Here is a 21,304-nt window from a genome sequence, read left to right on the forward strand (position 1 = left end):
CCGCCATACTGGTGCCCTGGTAGTGGCGGTAGGTTTCCTGCGCGGGTCCCTGGGTGCCGCTATTCAGAGTCGAGAGTATCCCGTTCGCGGTGGTATTGGTCTCACCGCCGGGCGCGGTCACTTCCACCGTGTCGCCGTAGTTCGAATAAGAGGCGCGATTTCCCTGGCGATCATTCGCCGCCACGGTTACTACGCCATTACAGTTGGCGGGGGAAAAGTCCGCAGCGTTGCCATTACTGTTGCCCGCGGCCACCACCACGATGGTGCCGTTACCCCGTGCGGTATCAATGGCGCTCTGCATGGCACCGCCACAGCTGCCACCACCGCCGAGGCTGAGGTTGATCACGTGAGCGGGGTTGGGGTTGTCGGGTACGCCGCTGACACTGCCCCCGGATGACCAGACGATGGCATCGATAATGTCTGAGGTGTAGCCACCGCACTTGCCGAGTACTCGCGCCACCAGCACCTTGGCGCCGGGCGCAACACCTGCCACGCCCAGCCCGTTATTGGTAATTGCGGCGATGGTGCCTGCTACGTGGGTACCGTGCCAGCTGCTGTCACGGGGCTGGGAGGGATTGAAAAAACCGCACTCCCACACCTGTAGCCAGTCCCCCGGATCGCTCGGGTCACTGTCGCGTCCATCGCCATCGTTGGCCACTGCGGTGTCGTCGATAAAGTCGTAACCGGGCAGGATATTGGCATTCAGGTCTGAATGGTCGGTGATCCCGGTATCGATAACCGCAACCACCACTCCGTTTCCATCGTGGGTATCCCAGGCGGTTTCCAGATTGATACCGCCGGTGCCTTCAAAATAATGCCACTGCTCACTGTAGCGGCTGTCATTGGGAACCGCGGTGTGCTGCAGCATGCGGTCCACCTCGACCGAGAGTACGCCCGGTTGCTTTTGCAGTGCCGTGACTAGCCGCTCCAGCGCGGCGGGTGGCAGCCGCTGCTGCAGGCTCAACAGGTCAAACTGTCCGCTGGCGAGGCGATGTCGATAGCGCATTTCTGTGCCGGTTGCACGGATAAGTTGTGTGGTGGCGGCGCGCGCCTGGTCACTGGTGCGGGGACCCGCGAATCGCAGTATCAGGCGCTGCGGTTGTTCCGCGACAGGTGCTGATGTTTGCGCGTTAAGTGGCGTAATGAGTAAAAACTGGGTGCACAGAAGAAGGGTAACCACGGCCGCACGGACGGCACTGGCATAGTCGAATTTCACGGTAGCATCCTGCAACGGCAAAGAGCGGCTGGTGCTGCCGCCCCGGTTTGATTTCAGCGTCTTCCTGACACCGCTTCATTTTTAAGCCTAGCAGCGATATCCGAGCACACTCAGCCGCGAATAAACTGGGATTTCCGAATCCAGTGACTACCCCGATATTGGCGGGTTGGCGCAGAAGTGGTTTTGGCCCAGAAGAAGTCCCGGTTGAACTGGAACTCTACTTCGTAGCCTTCTGCGAGCGCAGCCAGCGGCATGGCCTGCCAGCTGGACTGGCGGCGCTTGCTGGTGGCCTCCAGCAAGTACTCCGTGCCATTTACAATGGCGACGACCCAGGCATGGCCCTGGCCTTTGTGTGTCCCCAGTGCCACTCGAGCATCGACGCCCAGGTTGATCAGCCAGTCTGCCAGCAGGATCGCGTGGTCCTCACAGTCGCCGCGTTTCTGGTAATAGGCCTGACGGGAGGTCTGCCAGATATCGGCGAGCCCCGCGTATTGCAGGTGGTCGTACTGGTATTCCTTGCGGATGGCGAGTGTGTACAGGGGAATCCAAAGCTCCCGGGTTTCAAACGGTTGGAACCCGACCAGATAGCTGTTGGCAAAGTGATGCAGTTTATCCAGCCCGCGTGCGGAGGCGGTGACCGACTCCAGGCCTTGCCAGTTCCATACGGAGATATAGCTGCTTTCCTGTTCTGAGCGTTTTCCCACCGCATTCTGCACCGTGGACTCGGTAAGCGGTGTGGAAATGCCCTTTACGATCACTGTGCCCTTCTGGTTGTCACTGACATCCGGTGAGCTGGCCTCACGCCATTCAGGTTGGGGGGTGGGTTGCGCTGTAGGGTTCTGTTGCAGCAACAATTCCGGCAGCAACAGCATGACCCCCAGTAAAACGCCGACTAGCAGTAAACGCATCGCCGACGGCCTCAGCCCTTCAGGCCAAACGAAATGATCATGGCCACGAACACCAGAATAGTGGAGGCAAAAATGGCAACCGCGATATTGCCGTTTTTCAGTTCTGCCTCGATATCGACATGCTTGAGTAGCTTTTTGTCGATAACCAGCAGCGCGACCATACCGATAAGGAGCGCGATCAGGGTGTACAGCAGGTTCAGGCCGAGGTTGAACAGGGTTGCGGTGAGAAATTCAGATTGCACGTTGTTTGATCCATGTGAATATATCCAATGGTTAATTAGACCATAACCTTTGCGGATTTTCCGCTCTCCGAGAAAGCGCTTCGCCGGATCTCAAGCTGCCGGCTTGCCGGACGGTTGCTTGGTCTCTATTGTGTGCAGCGTTTTTCAACAGAAAAGGGAATGTCGATGTTGTCTAAGTTGTCAAAAGTGCTGGTTGTAGTAGTGGTGGCGGGGCTGGCGGCCTGTGGCGATCGGGTGGAAGTCCCACCGGCGCACGTTGGTAAAATCCTCACCAAGCACGGCTACAAGCCGAGTTCGGTACCACCGTCCAAATTCCGTCTCGATCCGTGCCTGTTTTACTGTGACAAGCTGATTACCCTGGCCACCGCGGATTTTGGGCACCTGGAGAAGTTCAAGCTGTTTATGCCCAAGGATCAGCTGAACATGAGCTTCGATATCCGCATGACCGGGTCGGTCAATGAAAAATATATCGACAATATTTTCGATCGCGTGCCGCCGAGTTCCAACAACATCTCCGTCAACCAGGTGTACAACACCTACGCGCAGCCGGTAATCCGGGATGTGGTGCGCCGGGTAATCGCCAAGTACTCCATCAATGAAATCGCGTCCAGCCGGGAGATGCTGAGCCAGGAGCTGTTTTCCGCTGTTACCACTTCACTGGAAGGTACCCCGATCAAGATCAAGCGTCTGGGGATCGCCGATGTGCAGTTCCCCAAGGTGATCACCGAGGCGAAGGAGCGTGCTGCCGAACGCCGCGAATTGATCGAGCAGGAAAAGGCCCAGTTCGAAATCCAGAAAATCCAGATGGAGCGCGACCTGGAACGGGAAAAAATGAATCGCGCCATCGCCCGGGAAAAGGCGATGGGGCAGAAAGAAGTCAACGACCTGCTGGCAAAATCGGTTACCGATAAGTATCTCGCCTATCGCACGCTGGAGGTTCTCGACCGCATGGCGGATTCCGAAAACAAGGTGTTTGTGCCGGTGGAGGCGCTGGGTAGCATCGGCCTGCAGCAGGCGGTGTTTTCCGACCAGGTGAAGCAGGTGGCGCGCAAGCGTTAACAGGAGGCGACCGATGGAATTTAACTCACAGATAGCCAACTGGCTGATGACCGCTCTCGGCGGTCTCTCTACCTGGGTGGTGATTACCGCTTGTGTGTTACTGCTATTGAATATTTTCCTGCGGGTACGCTTTCTGCGCAGCCATGGCGAAAGTATGCATTGGCTGCTGGATCGCACTCTGGTTATTCGCTTTCTGTGTCTGCTGTTCTTTATCTGGGTACTGATCGGGTTCAATAGCAATGGGCCAAAGCTGGGGCTGGCACCGGACTACAGTGCGGAACAGCAGGCGACGGATCGTGCATTACAAAAGGAAGCGGGGCAGATCAGTGATCTCGCGCCGCAGCGAGAGTCAGCAGCAGAGCGTAGCGAGCACCTGGAAACATTGCGGGAGGAGCAGAAGCTGGAACAGGAAGCCATGGTGGGTGAGGAATAAATTCCTTTTTTTTGGCCTTAAACCGGGCTGAAATCCATGGCCGATTTCAGCCTGTTAGTACTTATCTCCGGCATTTTTCCTCTTTAAAAAAATCAACCTTGACATGTGGGTCACAGAGCTAAAATTTTGCAAATATTCGGTTGGGACCCTCTTCGCGCCTCAATAGACTTCGTGGCACATCCGAAGAGGAGGAACACCAAATGCGTTATTTAATGCCCGTCGTTTTATTCTGTGCTGTAGCGGGTTTTGCTCAGGCGCAAGAACAGATGACTCAGCTCCCTTCTGGGGCATCTGAAGTTCAGATCATGGGTAAAACCTATTGGCACAGTGGCGATAACTTCTATCAGTTCAATGAGCAAACCGGTATGTTCTACCAGGTACCTCAGCCTACCGTGCAGGCTCACAAGGACCGTCTGTCTAATGCGCACATGTATCAGCGCAGTCAGACTGTGCCGGCGACGAACCTGACTCCTGATCAGATCGAGGGTTGTCGTAACGCTGCTGCGGATAAGTCGAATGAAGTACCTAACCGCGGTAGTAATGTGTACATTCAGGAGTACAACAAGTGTGTAACTGATCTGCAACAGTAATTAACTTTGCGATCGGTGAAAAAGGCTTGCCGTTGCCCGGCAAGCCTTTTTTATATGTGGGGATCGGGAATACTACGTTCAGTAAGCACCGCGGATCAGCTCTATTCCCGGTTCGATAGCGCGGCGCCAGGCGTGTGCAGTGTCTTCACTGAACTCTGGGTCGTACTGACGCAGGGTGGCGAGCAGCGCATCCAGCCACAGACCGTACCAGTCCGGGCGTATGCCGTAGCCCCCGCGTGAATGACTTTTACCCAGTGCTTTCAGTTTGGTATCCGGCATGCCTCGCGAGTGCAGAACCAGCTGCATGATGCCGTTCCGCAACAGGTGGCGTTGAGCCGGCATGTCGGTGTCCTTGAACAGGGCACGAATCTCTTCGGAGCTGCCCATAAAGCGGTCGTAGAAGTCGATGAAAAAGCCTTCCCTGTTACAGCAGCGGCCGTAACTCTGAAAAACGATATCGCTGTCGGCATTTCCCATTGCCGTTACTCCCCCTGGCTATTGTTATGACTGCGCGGGCGGGCACAGGCGACCGCGGATTCTAACGGCGGGGATTGGGCTCAAATTGATTTAAATCAATTTGCCTGCGGGCGGGGAGCACAATTTTTCGAGCATTACAAAAAAAAGGGGGCCAATTGGCCCCCTGAATTCAACGTATGCGGGTTACTGTGTGCAATTTTTACCTTTGCAGGGCTTGCCGCCGCCGCCATTGCCGCCGTCGCCACCACCGTCACCGCTGCCGGAGCAGCCATTTGCTGTGAGGTAGTCCACTGCGTCTTTGGCTTGTACCAGACCGTAGCCGTAAGCATTGTCACGTCCGGCTGCACCCAGGTCTTCCGCGGTGCTGGTCAGAGCGGAGCGGATCTCGCTCGCGGAACAGCTGGGGAAATGACTCCACACCAGGGCAGTGACGCCTGCCACATGCGGGGTGGCCATGGAGGTGCCGTTGAAGTAGGCATAGTTGCCGGGCTCGATGGTCAGGCTTGCGCTGCTACCGAGCTGGCCGAGGAGGGCGGCACCGTCAGTATCGGAAATGCCCACGGAAGGAATACCGGTGACAACTTCACCCATGGTGCCGTACAGCATGCCCGGTTCATTGTTGTAGATCACGGCGGCGATACCCCCGCCGGCCTCACAGGCCTGCACTTTCTCGGCGAAGCTGATGTTGCCGCGGGAAATCAGGCACACCTGGCCGGAAGCGCTGGCACAGGCAGATTCACCCAGACCGCAATCCACCAGGTTGCCGGTAACGTCACCCTGCGGGCTGCCTTCCATACCCGCCGCCTCAATAGCGCTGCCGCCCACGATCAGGGTGGTTGCCAGACTCATGCCAGTCGGCACAGAGGAAAGCACATCCACGCCCGGGCCAGACAGCTCGACCTGATCGGTTTGCTGGGAGAAGTCCGCAACCATCTTGTTGCTGTCGATGGCGGCCACGGATACCACGGAGTCGTAGGACGCGGGGTAGGAGTGACGGGTATTGCCGTCATTACCCGCGGCGGCAATGGAGAGTACATTCTGGTTTGCGTACAGGTCGGCGAAAGCCCGGTCCTCGGTGCGGGACTTGAAGCTGCCGCCGAGGCTCATATTGATCACGCTGGCACCATTGGCCGCACACTCGTCGGCCGCCGCCACCAGGGAGGAGGAGTAGGCCCAGCCATCGGCCCCGAATACCTTGACGATGTGCAGGTTCAGGTTGCCGTTCGGGTTCACGCCGACCACACCTTTACCGTTCCCGCCAACGGCGGCAATAGTGCCGGCTACATGAGTGCCGTGACTGTTTTCGTCGGTAAACCAGTCGCCGGTGCCGGAGTCGTAGTTACCACTCACGTTGCCGCCAGGAAGGTCCTCGTGGGAAATATCGTAGCCGGAGTCGATGATGCACACGGTCTGGTTGCCGGCCATCGCATCACTGAGCTGGTCTGCCTGCACCATGGGAATTCCGAAGGGGACGGTTTCCGCCATCGGGTAGCGCTTCACATCCTGTTCGACGTATTCCACATTGGGGTTATTGCGCAGGGCATTGAGCGCTTTGCCCGGGAGATTTGCAGCCATCGCGCTGCGTTTCTCCAGTGCCAGCGCGGAGCGGCCCCCGTTCTTTTCCATCATTGCTTTGACCGCGGGGCCCTTGCCTTCTTTGAACTTGACGATGTAGCGGTCGTCGGCAGCGCCGGCTTGGGCGGAAATGACCAGCGCGAGCGCGCTGGTGAACAGGGTTGGAATGAGTCTTTTCATCTTTTTATCGTTCTCCAGTTTTGTCTGGTACTTCTTATAGTTGGTTTGGATGGTGGCTGACTACAGCTCGGTGCCCGAGTTTGGGGCAGGCGCACAGCCGGTGGATAAAATCTAGCAGCTTTTCGCCGGATGCCCATTGCCCGCCGAGTGCATTGAGCAGTGCTCGGCAAAAGGGATTTTCGAGGAAGATAACGGCGACAGATTGTTGGAGGGGGTTGGGGGTTCGTTCGTCTGCCTGCCGGTGCTTATGTTGTTGAACTCGGCGCCTACTGAGGGGAGGTGGCTATGCGGCTAAAGCGACAGACCAAAGCAGAAATAGCCTACAAGAGAAAAAATTCCCCTCATAAAACTGACTAAAAAACAGCCTTATTTCGTGTTTGATTCAATCTTGATGGTGAAAAAATTGATAAAAAACATGTATTTACCAGGTTTGTAAGTACTTAGTTTCCTTAATCGCCCGAAAACCGAATAAATATTCCATTTTTTGTGCTTCTCTGTAGAATGGCGTGAAAAATAACTTTTGGGACGCAGTTCCCATTTCTCTCTACTCACAGGAAAATAATCATGAGAAGCCGCAAGTCTCTCTCCCCCATGGCGGGGTTGCTGCGCCGCATGCGTGTTGCCGAGGCGCTATCTGAAAAAACCGGAATATCCGCCGATGAAAGTCTCGATATCGTTACCGAAGGCGCACGGCTGGGTGGCAAAGAGGCTTCCGCGGAAGAGCGTCGTCGCTTCCTCAAGCAGCTGGGCTTTGGTGCCGCTGCGGTGGGCGTGGGTGCTTCTCTTGGTGGTGTTTCCAAACCGGCACAGGCCGACCCGGGCGGCGGTAATGGCGACGGTCGCCCCGGTCGCGTAGCGATTATCGGCGGCGGTGTGGCGGGCATCCGCTGTGCCCATCGCCTGCAGCAGTACGGCATTGCCAGCACCGTGTTTGAAGGCAATACCCGTTTGGGTGGCCGTGTAAACACCAACCGCTCTATTTTTGGCAGCCCCGTTGAGCGCGGCGGTGAGCTGATCTCTACCGAGCACAACGCGGTACGTAACTTGGCCAACGAGCTGGGTCTGGACGTGGAAGATGTCAACGGCAACGCGGTGCCCGGCGGCAACGAGCTGTATTACGTTAACGGTCAGCACTATTCCGAGCACCAGCTTAATGAAGAGTGGCGCGAAACCTACAAGATCTTCAAGAAGATTCAGCAGGAAGCCCCCTGGCTGCCCACATACGACTGGCACAACGAAACCCACAAGGCGCTGGATTACATCGACTCCAACACCTGGATGGATCAGGTGGGTATCGGCGCCAACTCCAATATGGGCCAGGTATTCCAGGCGGACCTGGTTGCCGAATATGGCATCCAGCCGGAAGACCAGACTGCACTGAACCTGATTTATCTGCTGGCCTGGAACCCGATCAACAGCGCTACCCCGCTGGCGGGTACCGATGAGCGTTTCCGCATCGCCGGCGGTAACGACCAGCTGTGGAAAAAAATGGTTGAACAGCTGCCCGAGGGCACTGTCGAGACCGGCCGCAAGCTGGTGGCCATCCGCGGCGATATCAAAGGCCCTTATACCCTGACTTTTGAAGACGGCTACGTGCATAACTGCGACAAGCTAGTGCTGGCACTGCCGTTCTCCCTGCTGCGCGATGTGGATATCGAGCCGGCGCTGTACAACAGCTTCCGCCCGGAAAAGCGCATGGCGATCGAGCAGATGGCATTCGGTAGCAATGGCAAGATGGCGCTGCACCACAACAGCCGTCCCTGGACCCAGACCCAGTACGTCAACGGCCAGGCGGTGACCGGGAACGGTGTGACCTATGTGGGCCGTCCTGAGCTGTTCGATACCTGGGATTCCACCTCCGTAAATGGCAAGACCGACGGCATTCTGGTGAACTTCTTTGGTGGTAACTACGGCGCCAACCTCGGTAGCGATCAGCCGTTTGCTGCGCCCACCCAGGCAGACATCAACCACTTCCACGGTATTGTGGACAAGGTGTTCCCGGGCACTTCCGCAGCCTTCTCCGGTACTGCCATGCAGTCCAAGTGGTCCGCCAACCCCTGGTCCAAAGGTTCTTACTCAACCCCGACCTTCGGCAGTTACACCGGCTGGTGGGGTGCCCAGCCTCTGGCGGAAGGCAATATCCACTTCTGCGGTGAGCACACCGAGCTGGAATACTTCGGCTATATCGACGGTGCGGTATCTACCGCCGAGCGCGCGGCCAGAGAGATTCACCAGACCGCGTAAACTGCTTCGCAGTTTTCATCTCACAGGATGCAAAAAAGGCCGCGGGCGAGTGCTCGCGGCCTTTTTTGTTTCTCGCGGTTTTTGTTAAACATCGTTCTCGTGCTTTAACTGCACCGTCCACTGCCCTTCCAGATCTACACTCACCAGCACCTGAATCGGCCGGCAGCACACGGTGCAGTCCTCGATGTAGTGGCGGCTGCCCGCCGAGGTATCGATCAGCAGCAGGATAGTTTCTCCGCAGTAGGGGCACTGATCACTGAATTCGTCCACGGTATCCATATGCATTTTCTCCGAGTGGGGTGTTCGCAGCGGGCGGCTCACTTGCCCAGGTGTGGCGCAGCCCAGGCCGCGAGGGTGTCTGCTACATAGATAGCATCTTCCCGCCGGGTGAGCAGGTGGTCGGCGTCGTCGAGGCTGATAAAGCTTTTGGGGTGCAGGGCGCGGTTGTAGATGTCCGCCGCCTCGTCGATGGAGACAACCTGGTCCACCGGCGAGTGGTAGATCAGCAGTGGGCGTCCGAGCCGATGGATATAGCCTTCCTGGATGGACTCCACATCCTCCACGAAATGCTTCTGGATCACGAAAGGGCGACCGGATAGCTCGACTTCCGCGTGTCCGTGTTCCTCGATGGTGTCCAGCGCGCACGAAAACTGTTTCAGCACATGCTCCGGGTCCGCCGGCGCGGCGACGGTGGCGATGGCTTTCGCCTCGGGAATATCGTTGGCGGCGGCCAGTACCGCGGCGCCGCCGAGGCTGTGCCCCACCAGCAGGTCTGCGGGCTGGTATTCATCGCGCAGAAAGCTTGCTGCGCACTTCAGGTCTTCCACGTTGCTGGAAAAGTTGGTCTCGCTGAAGTCTCCCTCGCTGTCGCCGAGACCAGTGAAGTCAAAGCGCAGGGTGGCAATGCCCAGCTCTGCCAGACGGCGGCCGATACGGGCGGCCGCGAGCACATCCTTGCCGCAGGTAAAACAGGGGGCGAAAAGGGCGTAGCCCCGCGGCGAGCTGGTCGGGGTCTCCAGGATGCCCGCGAGCATCTGGCCGCTGGCATTGGGGAAGGTCACCTTGTGTCTGCGGCGCTCTCTGCCATTGCTGTTTGCGGCCATGGGGACTCCTTTCTGGGGTGACTTTTTCAGGGGGATGCAGGCTCCCGCAGGCAATGGTAGAGAGCGAAAATTGACCGGACAACGGGCGCTGCCGGTTTTTTTTGCGTTCTTGTAAAAATGACAGCGATGTCAGGGTGCTATTCATTCTGTGCGGTAATTCATTTACAAAACCGGTTGATATACTCCGCAGCGAGCATCGTCGGCCCGCAATTACCGCCGCAGCGGTGACCACACCGGTGGTCAGAGCGTATAATCCGCGCCCGCTTTCCCCGCCCGAGGGTCGGGGTGAGTAAGTATTCAGCAACCAGCAAACGAGGATTGGCTATGGCGGTTAAATTGATGAAGGATCAGGATCTGGCGGGCAAGCGCGTTCTGATTCGCGAAGACCTGAACGTACCGGTAAAAGACGGTACGGTCACCTCTGATGCGCGCATCCGCGCAGCTCTCCCCACCATCAAGGCTGCCTCCGATGCCGGTGCCAAAGTCCTGCTGATGTCCCACCTGGGCCGCCCCACCGAGGGCGAGTACGAAGAAGAGTTCTCCCTGGCCCCGGTCGCTGCACACCTGAGCAAGCTGCTGGGCAAAGACGTTCCGGTGATCAAGGAATGGCAGAGCGGTGTGGAACTTGCAGACGGTGAAGTGGCGCTGCTGGAAAACGTGCGTTTCAACAAGGGCGAGAAGAAAGACGAAGAGGCGCTGGCCAAGCAGTACGCGAGCCTGTGCGATATTTTCGTAATGGACGCCTTCGGCACCGCGCACCGCGCCCAGGCCTCTACCCATGGCGTAGCCAAGTTTGCTCCGGTTGCCTGTGCTGGCCCGCTGCTGGCGGCAGAGCTGGACGCACTGGAGAAAGCCCTGGCCAACCCGGCGCGCCCGATGGTGGCGATTGTCGGCGGTTCCAAGGTTTCCACCAAACTGACCGTGCTGGAGAGCCTTTCCGACAAGGTGGATCAGCTCATTGTCGGCGGCGGTATCGCCAACACCTTCCTGGCAGCCGACGGCAAGCCGGTGGGCAAATCCCTGTGCGAGCACGACCTGCTCGACACCGCCAAAGGCCTGATGCAGAAATGTGATATTCCGCTGCCCAGCGACGTGGTGACCGGCAAGGAATTCAGTGAATCCGCCGCGGCGGAAACCAAAGCTGCAGAAGCCGTGGCGGACGACGATATGATTTTCGATATCGGCCCGGACTCCTCTGCCGTACTGGCGGAAATCCTCAAGGGCGCCAAGACCATTATCTGGAATGGCCCGGTAGGCGTGTTCGAATTTGATCAGTTTGGCGGCGGCACCGAGCGCCTGTCGAAGGCGATTGCCGATAGCGATGCCTTCTCCATTGCCGGCGGTGGCGACACCCTGGCGGCAGTGGATAAATACGGCATTGCTGACAAGGTCTCCTATATTTCTACTGGGGGTGGTGCCTTCCTGGAGTACGTGGAAGGCAAAGTACTGCCGGCAGTGGCCATGCTGGAGAGCCGTGCTGGCGAATAACAGCCGCGCGAGCGAGTAAGTGTTGTTGCGGTGGCGTCGGGCACGGATTTTGAATCTTTTCCCGGGCGCCCCCGTTTGCCGGCATTTGATGTAAGTGCCGGTGTGGTTACCGATGTAGATACCGCTGTAGATACGAAAGTGCGGAATATTAAAAAGAGATGTGACCGGGCCACGGCTCAGGAATCACACAAGAGCAGTACCAAATACCAACTTTATATCGACGAGAAAGGGTTTTTTCATGGCTTTAATCAGCTTGCGTCAGCTGCTGGACCACGCCGCCGAATTTGGCTACGGCGTACCGGCGTTTAACGTCAACAATCTGGAGCAGATGCGCGCGATCATGGAGGCCGCGGATCAGACCGATTCCCCGGTGATCGTGCAGGCCTCTGCCGGCGCCCGTAAATACGCGGGTGCTCCCTTCCTGCGCCACCTGATCCTGGCCGCTGTGGAAGAGTTCCCGCACATTCCGGTGGTTATGCACCAGGACCACGGCACCAGCCCCGCGGTGTGCCAGCGCTCCATCCAGCTGGGCTTCAGCTCGGTAATGATGGACGGCTCCCTGATGGACGATGGTAAAACCCCGGCGTCCTACGAGTACAACGTGGATGTGACCAAGCGCGCGGTGGAAATGGCGCACGCTTGCGGTGTTTCCGTAGAGGGCGAGCTGGGTTGCCTGGGCTCGCTGGAAACCGGTATGGCCGGCGAGGAAGATGGTGTTGGTGCAGAGGGCAAACTGTCCCATGACCAGCTGCTGACGGATCCGGAAGAAGCTGCGGATTTCGTCAAGAAAACCCAGGTGGATGCTCTGGCCATTGCCTGTGGTACCAGCCATGGTGCCTACAAGTTCACCCGTCCGCCCACGGGCGACATCCTCGCCATCGATCGCATCAAGGAAATCCACGCGCGTATCCCGGATACCCATCTGGTCATGCACGGTTCTTCCTCTGTGCCGCAGGAGTGGCTGAAGGTGATCAACGAGTTCGGCGGTGAGATTCCGGAAACTTACGGCGTACCGGTAGAGCAGATTTGCGAAGGCATCAAGTACGGTGTGCGCAAGGTCAATATCGATACCGACCTGCGTCTGGCCTCCACCGGTGCGGTGCGTCGCTTCCTGGCCGAGAACCCGTCCGAGTTCGACCCGCGCAAATTCCTCAAGGCGACCACCCAGGCGATGAAGGACATCTGTGTAGCCCGCTACGAGGCCTTCAACACTGCAGGCAACGCCAGCAAGATCAAGCCGGTCAGCCTGGAATCCATGTTCGAGCGCTACGAGAAAGGTGAACTGGTGCCCAAGATCAACTGATCCGGGTACAGGTGTTCGCAAATAAAAAAGGGTGGACTTCGGTTCACCCTTTTTTATTTCCTGATTTCAGCAAACAAGTGCAGTACCATTAAGTCATGGATCTGCTGAAAGACTTCAATGCTGTCGACCCCAGCCCGGTTATCCGCCGGCCGGATTACTCTGCACTGCGCAACGAATTGCCTGAGCTGGGTTTTACCTGCGGTCAGCCCCTCCCGGATTCGGTAGTCGCCTACCGCAATTACTATCGCCTCAATTTTGACGAGGCCTCCGGCACTGGTATCGGCACCTTTGAAGCTGCCGACTTCGAGCTGGTTGCCCAATACTGGAAGGTAGACAACCCCAGGGGCACACTGTTTATCTGCCACGGTTATTTTGACCACACCGGTATTTACGGTGCTGCCATTCGCTTTGGCCTGCAGCGCAATTTCAATGTGGTCTCCGTAGACTTTCCCGGTCACGGATTGTCCAGTGGCGAGCCGGTGGCGATTGATTCGTTTCTGCAGTATCGGGAAGTTCTGGAAGCGCTACTGCACCGCGCGCAGGGAAAAATGCCGGAGCCCTGGCACGCTATGGGGCAGAGTACCGGCGGCGCCACCCTGCTGAACTATCTGCAGTTCACCCTCTGGCAGCCGTTCGACAAGGTGATGCTGCTGGCACCGCTGGTGCGGCCTGCCAACTGGCATCTGCGCAAATGGATGTACTATCTGGGGCGCTACCTGCTGCCGCACCCGAGCCGCGGTTTCAACATCAATACCCACGATGCGGAGTTTGCCCGCCGCCAGGCACACCGCGACCCACTGCAGTCCCCGGTCATGTCGATCCGCTGGTTGGGGGCGATGGTGGACTGGCTGAAGGTGTTCCCCAAAACCTGCCGCAATCCCAAGCCGATTCTGGTGATACAGGGCACGGATGATAAAACCGTGGACTGGCGTTACAACATGCGCGCTATTCGCGATCGCTTCCCCAACAGCAAGCGAGTCATCGTGCGCGGCGCCCGTCACCAGATGATCAACGAGACCCAGCCCTACCGGCAGCAAATTCTCACCGCACTGGATGAGTGGCTGGATCAGCCTTGAGCTGTGATTTTAGGTTTTAAATCGCCTTGTTTCTCAATCGCCGCCGCTTGCGTCGCAGGACCAGTGCGTCCGCCGAGTAGAATCCCAGCGCCGTCCATACAAAGATGAAAGTCACCAGCTTGGCTTTGTCAAAAGGCTCGTTGTACAGCAGCACCGCGAGGAAAAACATCAGGGTCGGGCCCAGGTACTGCAGGAACCCGAGTGTGGACAGGTTGAGCCTGCGCGCGGCGATATTGAACAGCAGCAGTGGTGTCAGGGTGATCGGTCCGGCGAGCAGCAGCAGGCCATTCAGTTCCCAGGAATTGTTCAGCAGGTTGCTGGTGGGGCTGCTGGTCCAGAACAGGAAGCCTACGGCCAGTGGTAGCAGGAACAGGGTTTCCACCGTCATCCCGGTCAGGCTGTCCACCGGGGTCTTTTTGCGGACCAGCCCGTAAAAGCCGAATGTCAGGGCAACGCCCAGTGCCACCAGCGGCAGGCTGCCGAATTGCCACAGCTCGTAGCCAATCCCCAGTGCTGCCAGCGCCACCGCGATCCACTGCAGCGGGCGCAGTTTCTCCCCGAGTACCATTACTCCGAGCAACACGCTGATCAGCGGATTGATGTAGTAACCGAGGCTGGCGTCCAGCAGGTGATCATTGACCACCGCCCAGATAAAGATCAGCCAGTTGGTGCTGATCAGTGCGGTGGATACCAGCAGAGCCAGCATCGCCTTGCGGGATGACAGTACCGCTTTCAGTCCGTGTAGTTTGCCCAGTACCGCCAGCAGGATCAGTGCCAGCAGTAGCGACCAGATGCTGCGGTGGGCAAGGATTTCTGGTGCTGAAAGGCCGCCGAGCAGCTTGAAATAGAGTGGCGCAAAGCCCCAGATGAGGTAAGCGCCCAAACCCGCCAGTAACCCAGCGGCGGCGGAATCGGTGTTCTGGTTTTGCACGAGGAATAGTCCTGGCTCACGGGCGGCCATGGCTGCCGGTGACGGTGATTCGGTAAGACTGAAAGCAAGAAGCCCGCTTGCTGTGTATCTGCTACACAGCAAGCGGGCTTCGCGAAGTCTAACAGACCCGCTTCGGGGCTGTCAGGAATGGTCGCCGGATATGGCCTAGAAGAGTACGCGGCAGCGCAGGGTGCCGGGGATGTTCTTCAGCTTTTCCAGTGCCAGGTCGGAGTACTCGGCATCCACGTCGATCACCACGTAGCCCACAGTCTCGTTGGTCTGCAGGAACTGGGCGGAGATGTTGATACCGTTGTCGGAGAACACCTGGTTAATCGCGCCGAGCACGCCGGGCACGTTCTTGTGGATGTGCAGCAGGCGGTGGGCACCGGCATGGCTGGGCAGGGCAACTTCCGGGAAGTTGACCGAGCTGGTGGTGGTGCCGTTGTCGGAGTAGAGCGCCAGTTTGTCGGACACTTCCACGCCGATGTTTTCCTGGGCTTCCACGGTCGAGCCGCCGATGTGAGGTGTCAGCAGGGCGTTGTCGAGGCCGCGCAGCGGAGAGACGAACTCGTCGTCATTGCCGCGGGGCTCCACCGGGAATACGTCGATGGCGGTGGCCGCCAGGTGGCCGCTCTTCAGCGCTTCCGCCAGCGGTTCGATTTCCACCACGGTACCGCGGGAGGCGTTCAGCAGGATGGCGCCCTTTTTCATCTTGGCGATCTGCTCGGCGCCGATCATCCACTTGGTGGAGGGCAGCTCCGGTACATGCAGGGACACGACATCGGCCTGGCCCAACAGCTCATCGAGGCTGTTGACCTGGGAGGCGTTGCCCAGGGGCAGCTTGGTGACCACATCGAAGAAGATCACGCGCATGCCGATGCTTTCCGCCAGCACCGAAGTCTGGGAGCCGATAGCACCGTAGCCGATAATACCCAGGGTCTTGCCGCGGGCCTCGTAGGAGCCCACCGCAGACTTCTGCCAGCCACCGCGGTGGCAGACCATATTCTTCTCGGGAATGCCGCGCAGCAGCATGATCGCCTCGGCAATCACCAGTTCGGCTACGCTGCGGGTATTGGAGTAGGGTGCGTTGAATACCGCAATACCCAGCTCGGTCGCGGCAGCCAGGTCCACCTGGTTGGTACCGATACAGAAGCAGCCCACCGCGATCAGCTTGTTGGCGCTCTCCAGGACCTTGCGGGTAAGCTGGGTGCGGGAGCGGATGCCGATAAAGTGTGCGTCGGCAATTTTCTCGATCAGCTGGTCTTCCGGCAGGGCCGTCTTGATGTACTCGACGTTGGTGTAGCCGCGGGATGACAGCAGGTCCACCGCAGACTGGTGAACGCCTTCCAGCAGCAAAATACGGATTTTGTCTTTTTGAAGAGACTTTTTCGGGGAATTACTGGGCGGAGCCATAACGGATCTCTTGGCCTTGCGCGACAGCGAGGTATCGCGGCGTGTTAGCAATATCTGGTTGGAAGCCGCCGGGGGTCCCGGCGAGGGCGGCATCATAACACAAGGGCTTTACAAAGCTTTATACGCAATGTCTATCCTAGGTATCGAATTTGGTTATGTATAAACACTCTTACACCTGCAAAACTCCTGTCGACCTGCCTTTGGGCAAGATTGTGTGCGTCGGACGCAACTATGCGGCCCATGCGGAGGAGCTGAACAACCCGATTCCGGAGGAGCCGCTGCTGTTCATCAAACCGGCGACGGCGGCAGTCCCGATGGCCGAACCCGTGCACCTGCCGCGGGGCCGCGGCAGCTGTCACTTCGAGGGAGAGCTGGCGCTTTTGATCGGACAGCCCCTGACCCAGGCCAACGCATCTGAGGTGTCGGCGGCCATCGCCGGTCTGGGACTGGCACTGGACCTGACCCTGCGGGACCTGCAGTCGGACCTCAAGAAACTGGGGCAGCCGTGGGAAAAAGCCAAGGGATTCGACGGCGCCTGTCCCCTGTCCCCGTTTGTGAAACTGGACTGGCTGCCAGACTGGGACAACCTCACCTATACCCTGTGGCTCAACGATGAGATTCGCCAGCGCGGCAAATCCAGCCATATGCTCACCCCGATTCTGGACCTGGTGGCCTATATCAGCAGCCACTTCACTTTGCTTCCGGGGGATGTGGTGCTCACGGGCACGCCCGCGGGAGTGGGAGAACTACACGTCGGGGACCGCGTGGCGATGGGGCTGGAGGAGGACTGGCTGCGGGTGGAGACCTTAGTGGTTTGAATTTAGTGGTTTGAATAACGGCAAGCTAAGATTGTCCCATTTTAAAACCCCCACTAAGATGCGCACTTCTGTACTCAAACAGCGGGAAAAACGATGACAGATCTCAACCGGAAGGCCACCATCCGCATTCTCACCACCGGTGGCACCATCGAAAAGAGCTACTGCGAAGCCGAGGGCACCCTGAAAAATCGCGCTTCGATTATTCGCGACGGTCTGATCTCCAGCCTGCGCCTGCCCTATACCCATCTCGAGCTGGACAGTGTCCTCAACAAGGACTCCCTGGAGATGGACGATAGTGACCGCGACCAGATCTGTGCCGCCATTGCCAGTACCGCAGAGAAAGGTGACCCCATCGTGGTACTGCATGGCACCGATACCATGTCTGTCACCGCCGATTATTGCTACGGCAAGATGGGAACTCCTAAAGTGCCGGTGGTGTTCACTGGCGCGATGAAACCCATGGGCTTTATCGATTCAGACGCCCGCCAGAATGTTACCGAAGCACTGCTCACCGCACGGCTGGTAGAGCCGGGCTTCTATATTGCTTTCCACAACCGGGTGTTCCCGATCCCCGGCGCCCGAAAAAATCTCGAAACCGGTACCTTCGAGGCCATTTGATGCCCCGCTGAACCGCACCAGCACGCGCTCTGTGGGATACCGCCCGCAGGCGCGTGATGCCTCTGAATCCCAGTCGAAAAACCTACACAGTCGCAGGCTACACTGTTACCCTCTGCTTTCCTTTGATTTGTGATCACATTTTAGGTATAAACTGAATAATCCTTCAGTTTTTAAACGTATAGCAAGAATAGAGGTGTGCCATGGCAGAACAACAAACTCCGCAAACCCTGCAGGAATGGCAGGCGCTGGCCGCCGACCTGCAAATCGAGGGTCGCGCCTTCATCAACGGCGAATACGTTGATGCGCTCTCCGGCCAGACCCGCCCAAGCATCAACCCCGCCGACGGCAAGGAGCTGGCTCAGATCGCCAGTTGTGGACCGGAAGACGCCGAGCGCGCGGTCAAAGTGGCCCGTGACACCTTCGAATCCGGCGTCTGGTCCCATATGCCACCCATGGAGCGCAAGAAGATCCTGGTGCGCTTTGCCGAGCTGATCGAAGAGAACAAGATTGAAATCGCGCTGCTGGAAAGTCTCGACGCCGGCAAGCCGATCAGCGACACCATGAATGTGGACGTGCCGAGCGCAGTGACCACCATTCGCTGGAACGCCGAGGCCATCGACAAGATCTACGACGAGATCGCGCCCACTGGCCCCACCGAGATTGGCCTGATTACCCGTATGCCCCTGGGTGTGGTGGCGGCGATCGTGCCGTGGAACTTCCCGCTCTCCACCACCGCGTGGAAGCTGGGGCCTGCCCTGGCCACCGGCAACAGCGTGATCCTGAAGCCCGCCTCCAACACCCCGCTGACCGCCATCAAGCTGGCGGGGCTGGCGAAGCAGGCCGGCGTACCCGACGGCGTATTGAACGTATTGCCTGGGCCGGGCAGCTCCCTGGGTAAAACCCTCGGCCTGCACATGGATATCGACGGCCTGACCTTTACCGGTTCCACCGAAGTGGGCAAGACCCTCACCGAGTACTCCGGCCAGTCCAACCTCAAGCGTACCTTCCTCGAGCTGGGTGGCAAGAGCCCGAACATCGTGTTTGCCGACGCGGATCTGGACAAGGCGGCGGAAGCGGCGGCGCTGGCTGTGTTCTACAACCAGGGCGAAACCTGCACCGCCGGTACCCGCCTGCTGGTAGAGAAAGGCATCGCGGATACGTTCATCGAAAAAGTGAAGAAAGCTTCCGAGCGCTTCAAGCCGGGCCACCCGCAGGACCCGAACAGCGTGATGGGCGCACTGATCGACCAGAGCCAGTTCGACACCGTCGAGTTCTATGTGGCCAAGGGCCTTGAGCAGGGCGCGCAACTGGTATGCGGCGGCAAGCCGGCAGACGCGGTCGAGGGTGGCCACTACTACGAGCCGACCATCTTCAAGGGTGTGAATGGCGATATGACGATCGCGCGCGAGGAAATCTTCGGCCCGGTTCTCTCCGTGATCGAGTTCGAGAACGAAGAAGAAGCGCTGAAGATTGCCAACGATTCCATCTATGGCCTCGCCTCTGGGGTGTGGACCAAGGACATCAGCCGCGCGCACCGCATGGCCCGCGATATCCGCGCCGGTTCCGTGTGGATCAACAACTACTTCGGCGGTGACATCACCGTACCGTTCGGCGGCTTCAAGCAGTCCGGTAACGGCCGCGACAAGTCCCTGCACGCGCTGGACAAGTACTGTGAGCTGAAATCCACCTGGATTGATATCAGCTGATCCCGGATTTGATTTGTCCGTATTTGACTCCACTTGGGCCGCTTTAGCGGCCCTTTTTTGTGCCGTTCAGGCTGCAGTCATCCACCGGGGTGAATAATGGAAATGTGATCTGCGGCGAGCCCGCAGACCGGCCGAAGGTATACGATATCGCCCCTGAATCTGGGAAATGAATGACTGACGGGAGTAATCACTCATGTTGAAGAGCCTGACCAGCGCACTTGTCGCAATCGCCCTCGCGGTGCCGGCCACCACCGTACTGGCCAAGCCGGATAAAGGCGGCGACCTGCCTCCGGGCCTGCAGAAAAAAGTAGAGCGCGGCGGTGAACTGCCTCCCGGCTGGAAGAAGAAGCTGCGCCCCGGCTACGTGCTCGAGGATGAAATCTACCGCCATGCAGTCATTGTGAAGCCTGTGGATAGCCGCGGGCTGGTTACCGTGCGTATCGAAGGGGAACTGGTTCGCCTGATGCACGCCACCCACGAGATCGTCGATATCCTCTCCCACTGACACCCGTCCATTGAAACTGGGCGCGAGTGCGGGGCCACGCTATACCTTCGGGTAGTTGTGTTTCCGCATTCGGGCTCGCATGCCCGGGGAGATAATCCATGGGTGAATATCACCACGGCTTTTCTGTCAGTATCGAGCGCACCGGAGACGAGAGGGTGCTGCTGTCGATGCATGCCCGCGGCAAACTGCAACACGAGGACTATGAAACCCTCGTGCCCATGCTGGAGTCCGCCATCGCCGGGATGGACCACCCCAAGGTAGATGTGCTGTTCGATATGCACGACCTGGCCGGCTGGGAAATCCGTGCCGCCTGGGATGATCTCAAGCTGGGTCTGAAGCATGGCCGGCAGTTCAATCGCGTCGCCATGGTAGGCGATAAATCGTGGCAGGAAGTGGCGGCCAAGATCGGTACCTGGTTTATTGGCGGTGAAGCCAGGGTGTTCGACGAAAAATCAGAGGCCTTGGCCTGGCTGTCACAAAGCGCATAAACTCTCCCCCCGGATAATTTAAAAAACGGCCCCTGCCGCAAGACAGGGGCCGTTTTCTATCTCTCTATCATTCGCGCGACATCAATAAATACTGCGCAAAACGGGGAAAAATCATGTTCGAATGGATTGCGAGCCCGGAGGCCTGGATTGCCCTGGCCACCCTGGCCGCCCTGGAAATTGTTCTGGGGATCGACAACATTATCTTCATTTCCATCCTGGTCGGTCGACTGCCGGAAAAGCAGCGTGAGTCCGCGCGCTTTATCGGCCTGGCACTGGCGATGATCACGCGCCTTGCCCTGCTGTTCTCCATCGCGTGGATCATGGGGCTTACCGAACCCTGGTTTACCGTACTCGGCGAAGAGATTTCCGGACGCGATGTGATCCTGATCGGTGGCGGCCTGTTCCTGCTGTTCAAGGCCACCCATGAGATTCACAACAGCCTTGAGGGTGAGGACGGCGAAAGCGCCAGCGCGGTAACTGCAACATACGGCATGGTGCTGGCGCAAATTGCGGTGCTGGACATTGTGTTCTCACTGGATTCGGTGATTACCGCGGTCGGGCTGGTGGACCATATTTCCATCATGGCGATCGCCATTATCCTGGCGGTGGGGGTGATGCTGGTAGCGGCCAAACCCATCGGCGATTTTGTCGATCGTCACCCCACCATCAAGATGCTGGCACTGTCATTCCTTATCCTGGTCGGTGTCACCCTGATTATCGAAGGCTTTGATGTGCACGTGCCGAAGGGCTATATCTATTTTGCAATGGCTTTCTCCATGGCTGTGGAAATGCTGAATATCCGCATGCGCAGCAAAAAAGCCGAGGCGGTGAAGCTGCACAAGCCGATACGGGAAGCCGAATAAACTTTCCCGTAGACAAGGGCATCTAAATAAAACTGGTGCAAAAAGAAAAGGGGCGGATATCCGCCCCT

22 protein-coding genes are annotated in these 21,304 nt (G+C 58.2%); 13 read left to right on the top strand and 9 right to left on the bottom strand.

The genetic code is table 11. The features are described from left to right. The 3 genes from B4U49_RS05950 to B4U49_RS05960 form a co-directional block, all read right to left on the bottom strand. The coding region (locus B4U49_RS05950; RefSeq protein WP_239692490.1) for a S8 family peptidase at window positions 1-1,216 on the bottom strand (1,216 nt) is incomplete at its 3' end. A gap of 110 nt (window positions 1,217-1,326) precedes the next feature. Next, window positions 1,327-2,124, bottom strand: coding sequence for a transglutaminase domain-containing protein (locus B4U49_RS05955; protein WP_078083661.1), 798 nt, complete (start codon window positions 2,122-2,124; stop codon window positions 1,327-1,329). An 11-nt stretch (window positions 2,125-2,135) separates the two neighbouring features. Then, window positions 2,136-2,366 carry a DUF350 domain-containing protein gene (locus B4U49_RS05960; RefSeq protein WP_078083662.1) on the bottom strand — a complete coding sequence of 77 codons (231 nt, stop codon included), beginning with the start codon at window positions 2,364-2,366 and terminating at the stop codon, window positions 2,136-2,138. A gap of 165 nt (window positions 2,367-2,531) precedes the next feature. Between B4U49_RS05960 and B4U49_RS05965 the strand changes: the two genes are divergently transcribed. From B4U49_RS05965 to B4U49_RS05975, 3 genes are all read left to right on the top strand, one after another. Next, on the top strand, window positions 2,532-3,425 hold the full coding sequence (locus B4U49_RS05965) for an SPFH domain-containing protein (RefSeq protein ID WP_239692491.1): 894 nt from the start codon (window positions 2,532-2,534) through the stop codon (window positions 3,423-3,425). Window positions 3,426-3,438: 13 nt separating this feature from the next. Next, complete coding sequence (locus B4U49_RS05970; protein WP_078083664.1) at window positions 3,439-3,858, top strand: hypothetical protein; 420 nt, start codon at window positions 3,439-3,441, stop codon at window positions 3,856-3,858. A 305-nt stretch (window positions 3,859-4,163) separates the two neighbouring features. Next, window positions 4,164-4,448 carry a hypothetical protein gene (locus B4U49_RS05975; RefSeq protein WP_143735554.1) on the top strand — a complete coding sequence of 95 codons (285 nt, stop codon included), beginning with the start codon at window positions 4,164-4,166 and terminating at the stop codon, window positions 4,446-4,448. A gap of 78 nt (window positions 4,449-4,526) precedes the next feature. Here B4U49_RS05975 and B4U49_RS05980 read toward each other — a convergent pair whose 3' ends face one another. Together B4U49_RS05980 and B4U49_RS05985 are read right to left on the bottom strand one after the other, a co-directional pair. Next, window positions 4,527-4,925 carry a globin gene (locus tag B4U49_RS05980; protein WP_078083666.1) on the bottom strand — a complete coding sequence of 133 codons (399 nt, stop codon included), beginning with the start codon at window positions 4,923-4,925 and terminating at the stop codon, window positions 4,527-4,529. Between the two features lie 183 nt (window positions 4,926-5,108). Beyond that, window positions 5,109-6,680, bottom strand: coding sequence for a S8 family serine peptidase (locus B4U49_RS05985; RefSeq protein WP_078083667.1), 1,572 nt, complete (start codon window positions 6,678-6,680; stop codon window positions 5,109-5,111). A gap of 564 nt (window positions 6,681-7,244) precedes the next feature. Here B4U49_RS05985 and B4U49_RS05990 point away from each other — a divergent pair. Further along, window positions 7,245-8,924: a flavin monoamine oxidase family protein gene (locus B4U49_RS05990; protein WP_078083668.1), complete on the top strand. Its 1,680-nt coding sequence runs from the start codon at window positions 7,245-7,247 to the stop codon at window positions 8,922-8,924. Between the two features lie 84 nt (window positions 8,925-9,008). Here B4U49_RS05990 and B4U49_RS05995 read toward each other — a convergent pair whose 3' ends face one another. Beyond that, complete coding sequence (locus B4U49_RS05995; protein WP_193432817.1) at window positions 9,009-9,203, bottom strand: CPXCG motif-containing cysteine-rich protein; 195 nt, start codon at window positions 9,201-9,203, stop codon at window positions 9,009-9,011. Window positions 9,204-9,241: 38 nt separating this feature from the next. Next, complete coding sequence (locus B4U49_RS06000) at window positions 9,242-10,027, bottom strand: alpha/beta hydrolase (RefSeq protein WP_078083669.1); 786 nt, start codon at window positions 10,025-10,027, stop codon at window positions 9,242-9,244. Window positions 10,028-10,351: 324 nt separating this feature from the next. On the opposite strand from B4U49_RS06000, the gene B4U49_RS06005 reads away from it, so the two are divergent. The 3 genes from B4U49_RS06005 (at window position 10,352) to B4U49_RS06015 (ending at window position 13,894) form a co-directional block, all read left to right on the top strand. Next, entirely contained in the window at window positions 10,352-11,515 is a 1,164-nt protein-coding gene (locus B4U49_RS06005) for a phosphoglycerate kinase (protein WP_078083670.1), read from the top strand. A 238-nt stretch (window positions 11,516-11,753) separates the two neighbouring features. Continuing rightward, window positions 11,754-12,818: a class II fructose-bisphosphate aldolase gene (gene fba, locus B4U49_RS06010; RefSeq protein WP_078083671.1), complete on the top strand. Its 1,065-nt coding sequence runs from the start codon at window positions 11,754-11,756 to the stop codon at window positions 12,816-12,818. A gap of 95 nt (window positions 12,819-12,913) precedes the next feature. Further along, entirely contained in the window at window positions 12,914-13,894 is a 981-nt protein-coding gene (locus tag B4U49_RS06015) for an alpha/beta hydrolase (RefSeq protein WP_078083672.1), read from the top strand. Between the two features lie 16 nt (window positions 13,895-13,910). On the opposite strand, the gene rarD is transcribed toward B4U49_RS06015, so the two are convergent. Beyond that, window positions 13,911-14,825, bottom strand: a complete 915-nt coding sequence (gene rarD / locus B4U49_RS06020) for an EamA family transporter RarD (protein WP_239692492.1) — start codon at window positions 14,823-14,825, stop codon at window positions 13,911-13,913. Window positions 14,826-14,990: 165 nt separating this feature from the next. Further along, window positions 14,991-16,238, bottom strand: coding sequence for a phosphoglycerate dehydrogenase (serA, locus tag B4U49_RS06025; protein WP_078083674.1), 1,248 nt, complete (start codon window positions 16,236-16,238; stop codon window positions 14,991-14,993). A gap of 155 nt (window positions 16,239-16,393) precedes the next feature. Here serA and B4U49_RS06030 point away from each other — a divergent pair, with 155 nt between their 5' ends. From B4U49_RS06030 to B4U49_RS06055, 6 genes are all read left to right on the top strand, one after another. Next, window positions 16,394-17,056: a fumarylacetoacetate hydrolase family protein gene (locus tag B4U49_RS06030; RefSeq protein WP_078083675.1), complete on the top strand. Its 663-nt coding sequence runs from the start codon at window positions 16,394-16,396 to the stop codon at window positions 17,054-17,056. A gap of 93 nt (window positions 17,057-17,149) precedes the next feature. After that, entirely contained in the window at window positions 17,150-17,674 is a 525-nt protein-coding gene (locus B4U49_RS06035) for an asparaginase domain-containing protein (RefSeq protein WP_078083676.1), read from the top strand. A gap of 200 nt (window positions 17,675-17,874) precedes the next feature. After that, on the top strand, window positions 17,875-19,380 hold the full coding sequence (locus tag B4U49_RS06040) for an aldehyde dehydrogenase (protein WP_078083677.1): 1,506 nt from the start codon (window positions 17,875-17,877) through the stop codon (window positions 19,378-19,380). 193 nt (window positions 19,381-19,573) lie between these two features. Further along, window positions 19,574-19,885, top strand: coding sequence for a hypothetical protein (locus tag B4U49_RS19085; protein ID WP_078083678.1), 312 nt, complete (start codon window positions 19,574-19,576; stop codon window positions 19,883-19,885). Between the two features lie 98 nt (window positions 19,886-19,983). After that, on the top strand, window positions 19,984-20,373 hold the full coding sequence (locus B4U49_RS06050; RefSeq protein WP_078083679.1) for a SpoIIAA family protein: 390 nt from the start codon (window positions 19,984-19,986) through the stop codon (window positions 20,371-20,373). 113 nt (window positions 20,374-20,486) lie between these two features. Further along, window positions 20,487-21,236 carry a TerC family protein gene (locus B4U49_RS06055; protein ID WP_078083680.1) on the top strand — a complete coding sequence of 250 codons (750 nt, stop codon included), beginning with the start codon at window positions 20,487-20,489 and terminating at the stop codon, window positions 21,234-21,236. The last annotated feature ends 68 nt before the right edge of the window (window positions 21,237-21,304 follow it).

Origin of the sequence: Microbulbifer mangrovi, assembly GCF_002009015.1 — a bacterium.
Taxonomy (GTDB): domain Bacteria; phylum Pseudomonadota; class Gammaproteobacteria; order Pseudomonadales; family Cellvibrionaceae; genus Microbulbifer; species Microbulbifer mangrovi.

What these genes read in the sequence shown, in the direction of transcription:
- B4U49_RS05955 (WP_078083661.1), bottom strand. Translation starts at nt 2,124, where the DNA reads ATGCGTTTACTGCTAGTCGGCGTTTTACTGGGGGTCATGCTGTTGCTG.
- B4U49_RS05965 (WP_239692491.1), top strand. Translation starts at nt 2,532, where the DNA reads ATGTTGTCTAAGTTGTCAAAAGTGCTGGTTGTAGTAGTGGTGGCGGGG.
- B4U49_RS05970 (WP_078083664.1), top strand. Translation starts at nt 3,439, where the DNA reads ATGGAATTTAACTCACAGATAGCCAACTGGCTGATGACCGCTCTCGGC.
- B4U49_RS05975 (WP_143735554.1), top strand. Translation starts at nt 4,164, where the DNA reads ATGGGTAAAACCTATTGGCACAGTGGCGATAACTTCTATCAGTTCAAT.
- B4U49_RS05980 (WP_078083666.1), bottom strand. Translation starts at nt 4,925, where the DNA reads ATGGGAAATGCCGACAGCGATATCGTTTTTCAGAGTTACGGCCGCTGC.
- B4U49_RS05985 (WP_078083667.1), bottom strand. Translation starts at nt 6,680, where the DNA reads ATGAAAAGACTCATTCCAACCCTGTTCACCAGCGCGCTCGCGCTGGTC.
- B4U49_RS05990 (WP_078083668.1), top strand. Translation starts at nt 7,245, where the DNA reads ATGAGAAGCCGCAAGTCTCTCTCCCCCATGGCGGGGTTGCTGCGCCGC.
- B4U49_RS05995 (WP_193432817.1), bottom strand. Translation starts at nt 9,203, where the DNA reads ATGGATACCGTGGACGAATTCAGTGATCAGTGCCCCTACTGCGGAGAA.
- B4U49_RS06000 (WP_078083669.1), bottom strand. Translation starts at nt 10,027, where the DNA reads ATGGCCGCAAACAGCAATGGCAGAGAGCGCCGCAGACACAAGGTGACC.
- B4U49_RS06005 (WP_078083670.1), top strand. Translation starts at nt 10,352, where the DNA reads ATGGCGGTTAAATTGATGAAGGATCAGGATCTGGCGGGCAAGCGCGTT.
- fba (WP_078083671.1), top strand. Translation starts at nt 11,754, where the DNA reads ATGGCTTTAATCAGCTTGCGTCAGCTGCTGGACCACGCCGCCGAATTT.
- B4U49_RS06015 (WP_078083672.1), top strand. Translation starts at nt 12,914, where the DNA reads ATGGATCTGCTGAAAGACTTCAATGCTGTCGACCCCAGCCCGGTTATC.
- serA (WP_078083674.1), bottom strand. Translation starts at nt 16,238, where the DNA reads ATGGCTCCGCCCAGTAATTCCCCGAAAAAGTCTCTTCAAAAAGACAAA.
- B4U49_RS06030 (WP_078083675.1), top strand. Translation starts at nt 16,394, where the DNA reads ATGTATAAACACTCTTACACCTGCAAAACTCCTGTCGACCTGCCTTTG.
- B4U49_RS06035 (WP_078083676.1), top strand. Translation starts at nt 17,150, where the DNA reads ATGACAGATCTCAACCGGAAGGCCACCATCCGCATTCTCACCACCGGT.
- B4U49_RS06040 (WP_078083677.1), top strand. Translation starts at nt 17,875, where the DNA reads ATGGCAGAACAACAAACTCCGCAAACCCTGCAGGAATGGCAGGCGCTG.
- B4U49_RS19085 (WP_078083678.1), top strand. Translation starts at nt 19,574, where the DNA reads ATGTTGAAGAGCCTGACCAGCGCACTTGTCGCAATCGCCCTCGCGGTG.
- B4U49_RS06050 (WP_078083679.1), top strand. Translation starts at nt 19,984, where the DNA reads ATGGGTGAATATCACCACGGCTTTTCTGTCAGTATCGAGCGCACCGGA.
- B4U49_RS06055 (WP_078083680.1), top strand. Translation starts at nt 20,487, where the DNA reads ATGTTCGAATGGATTGCGAGCCCGGAGGCCTGGATTGCCCTGGCCACC.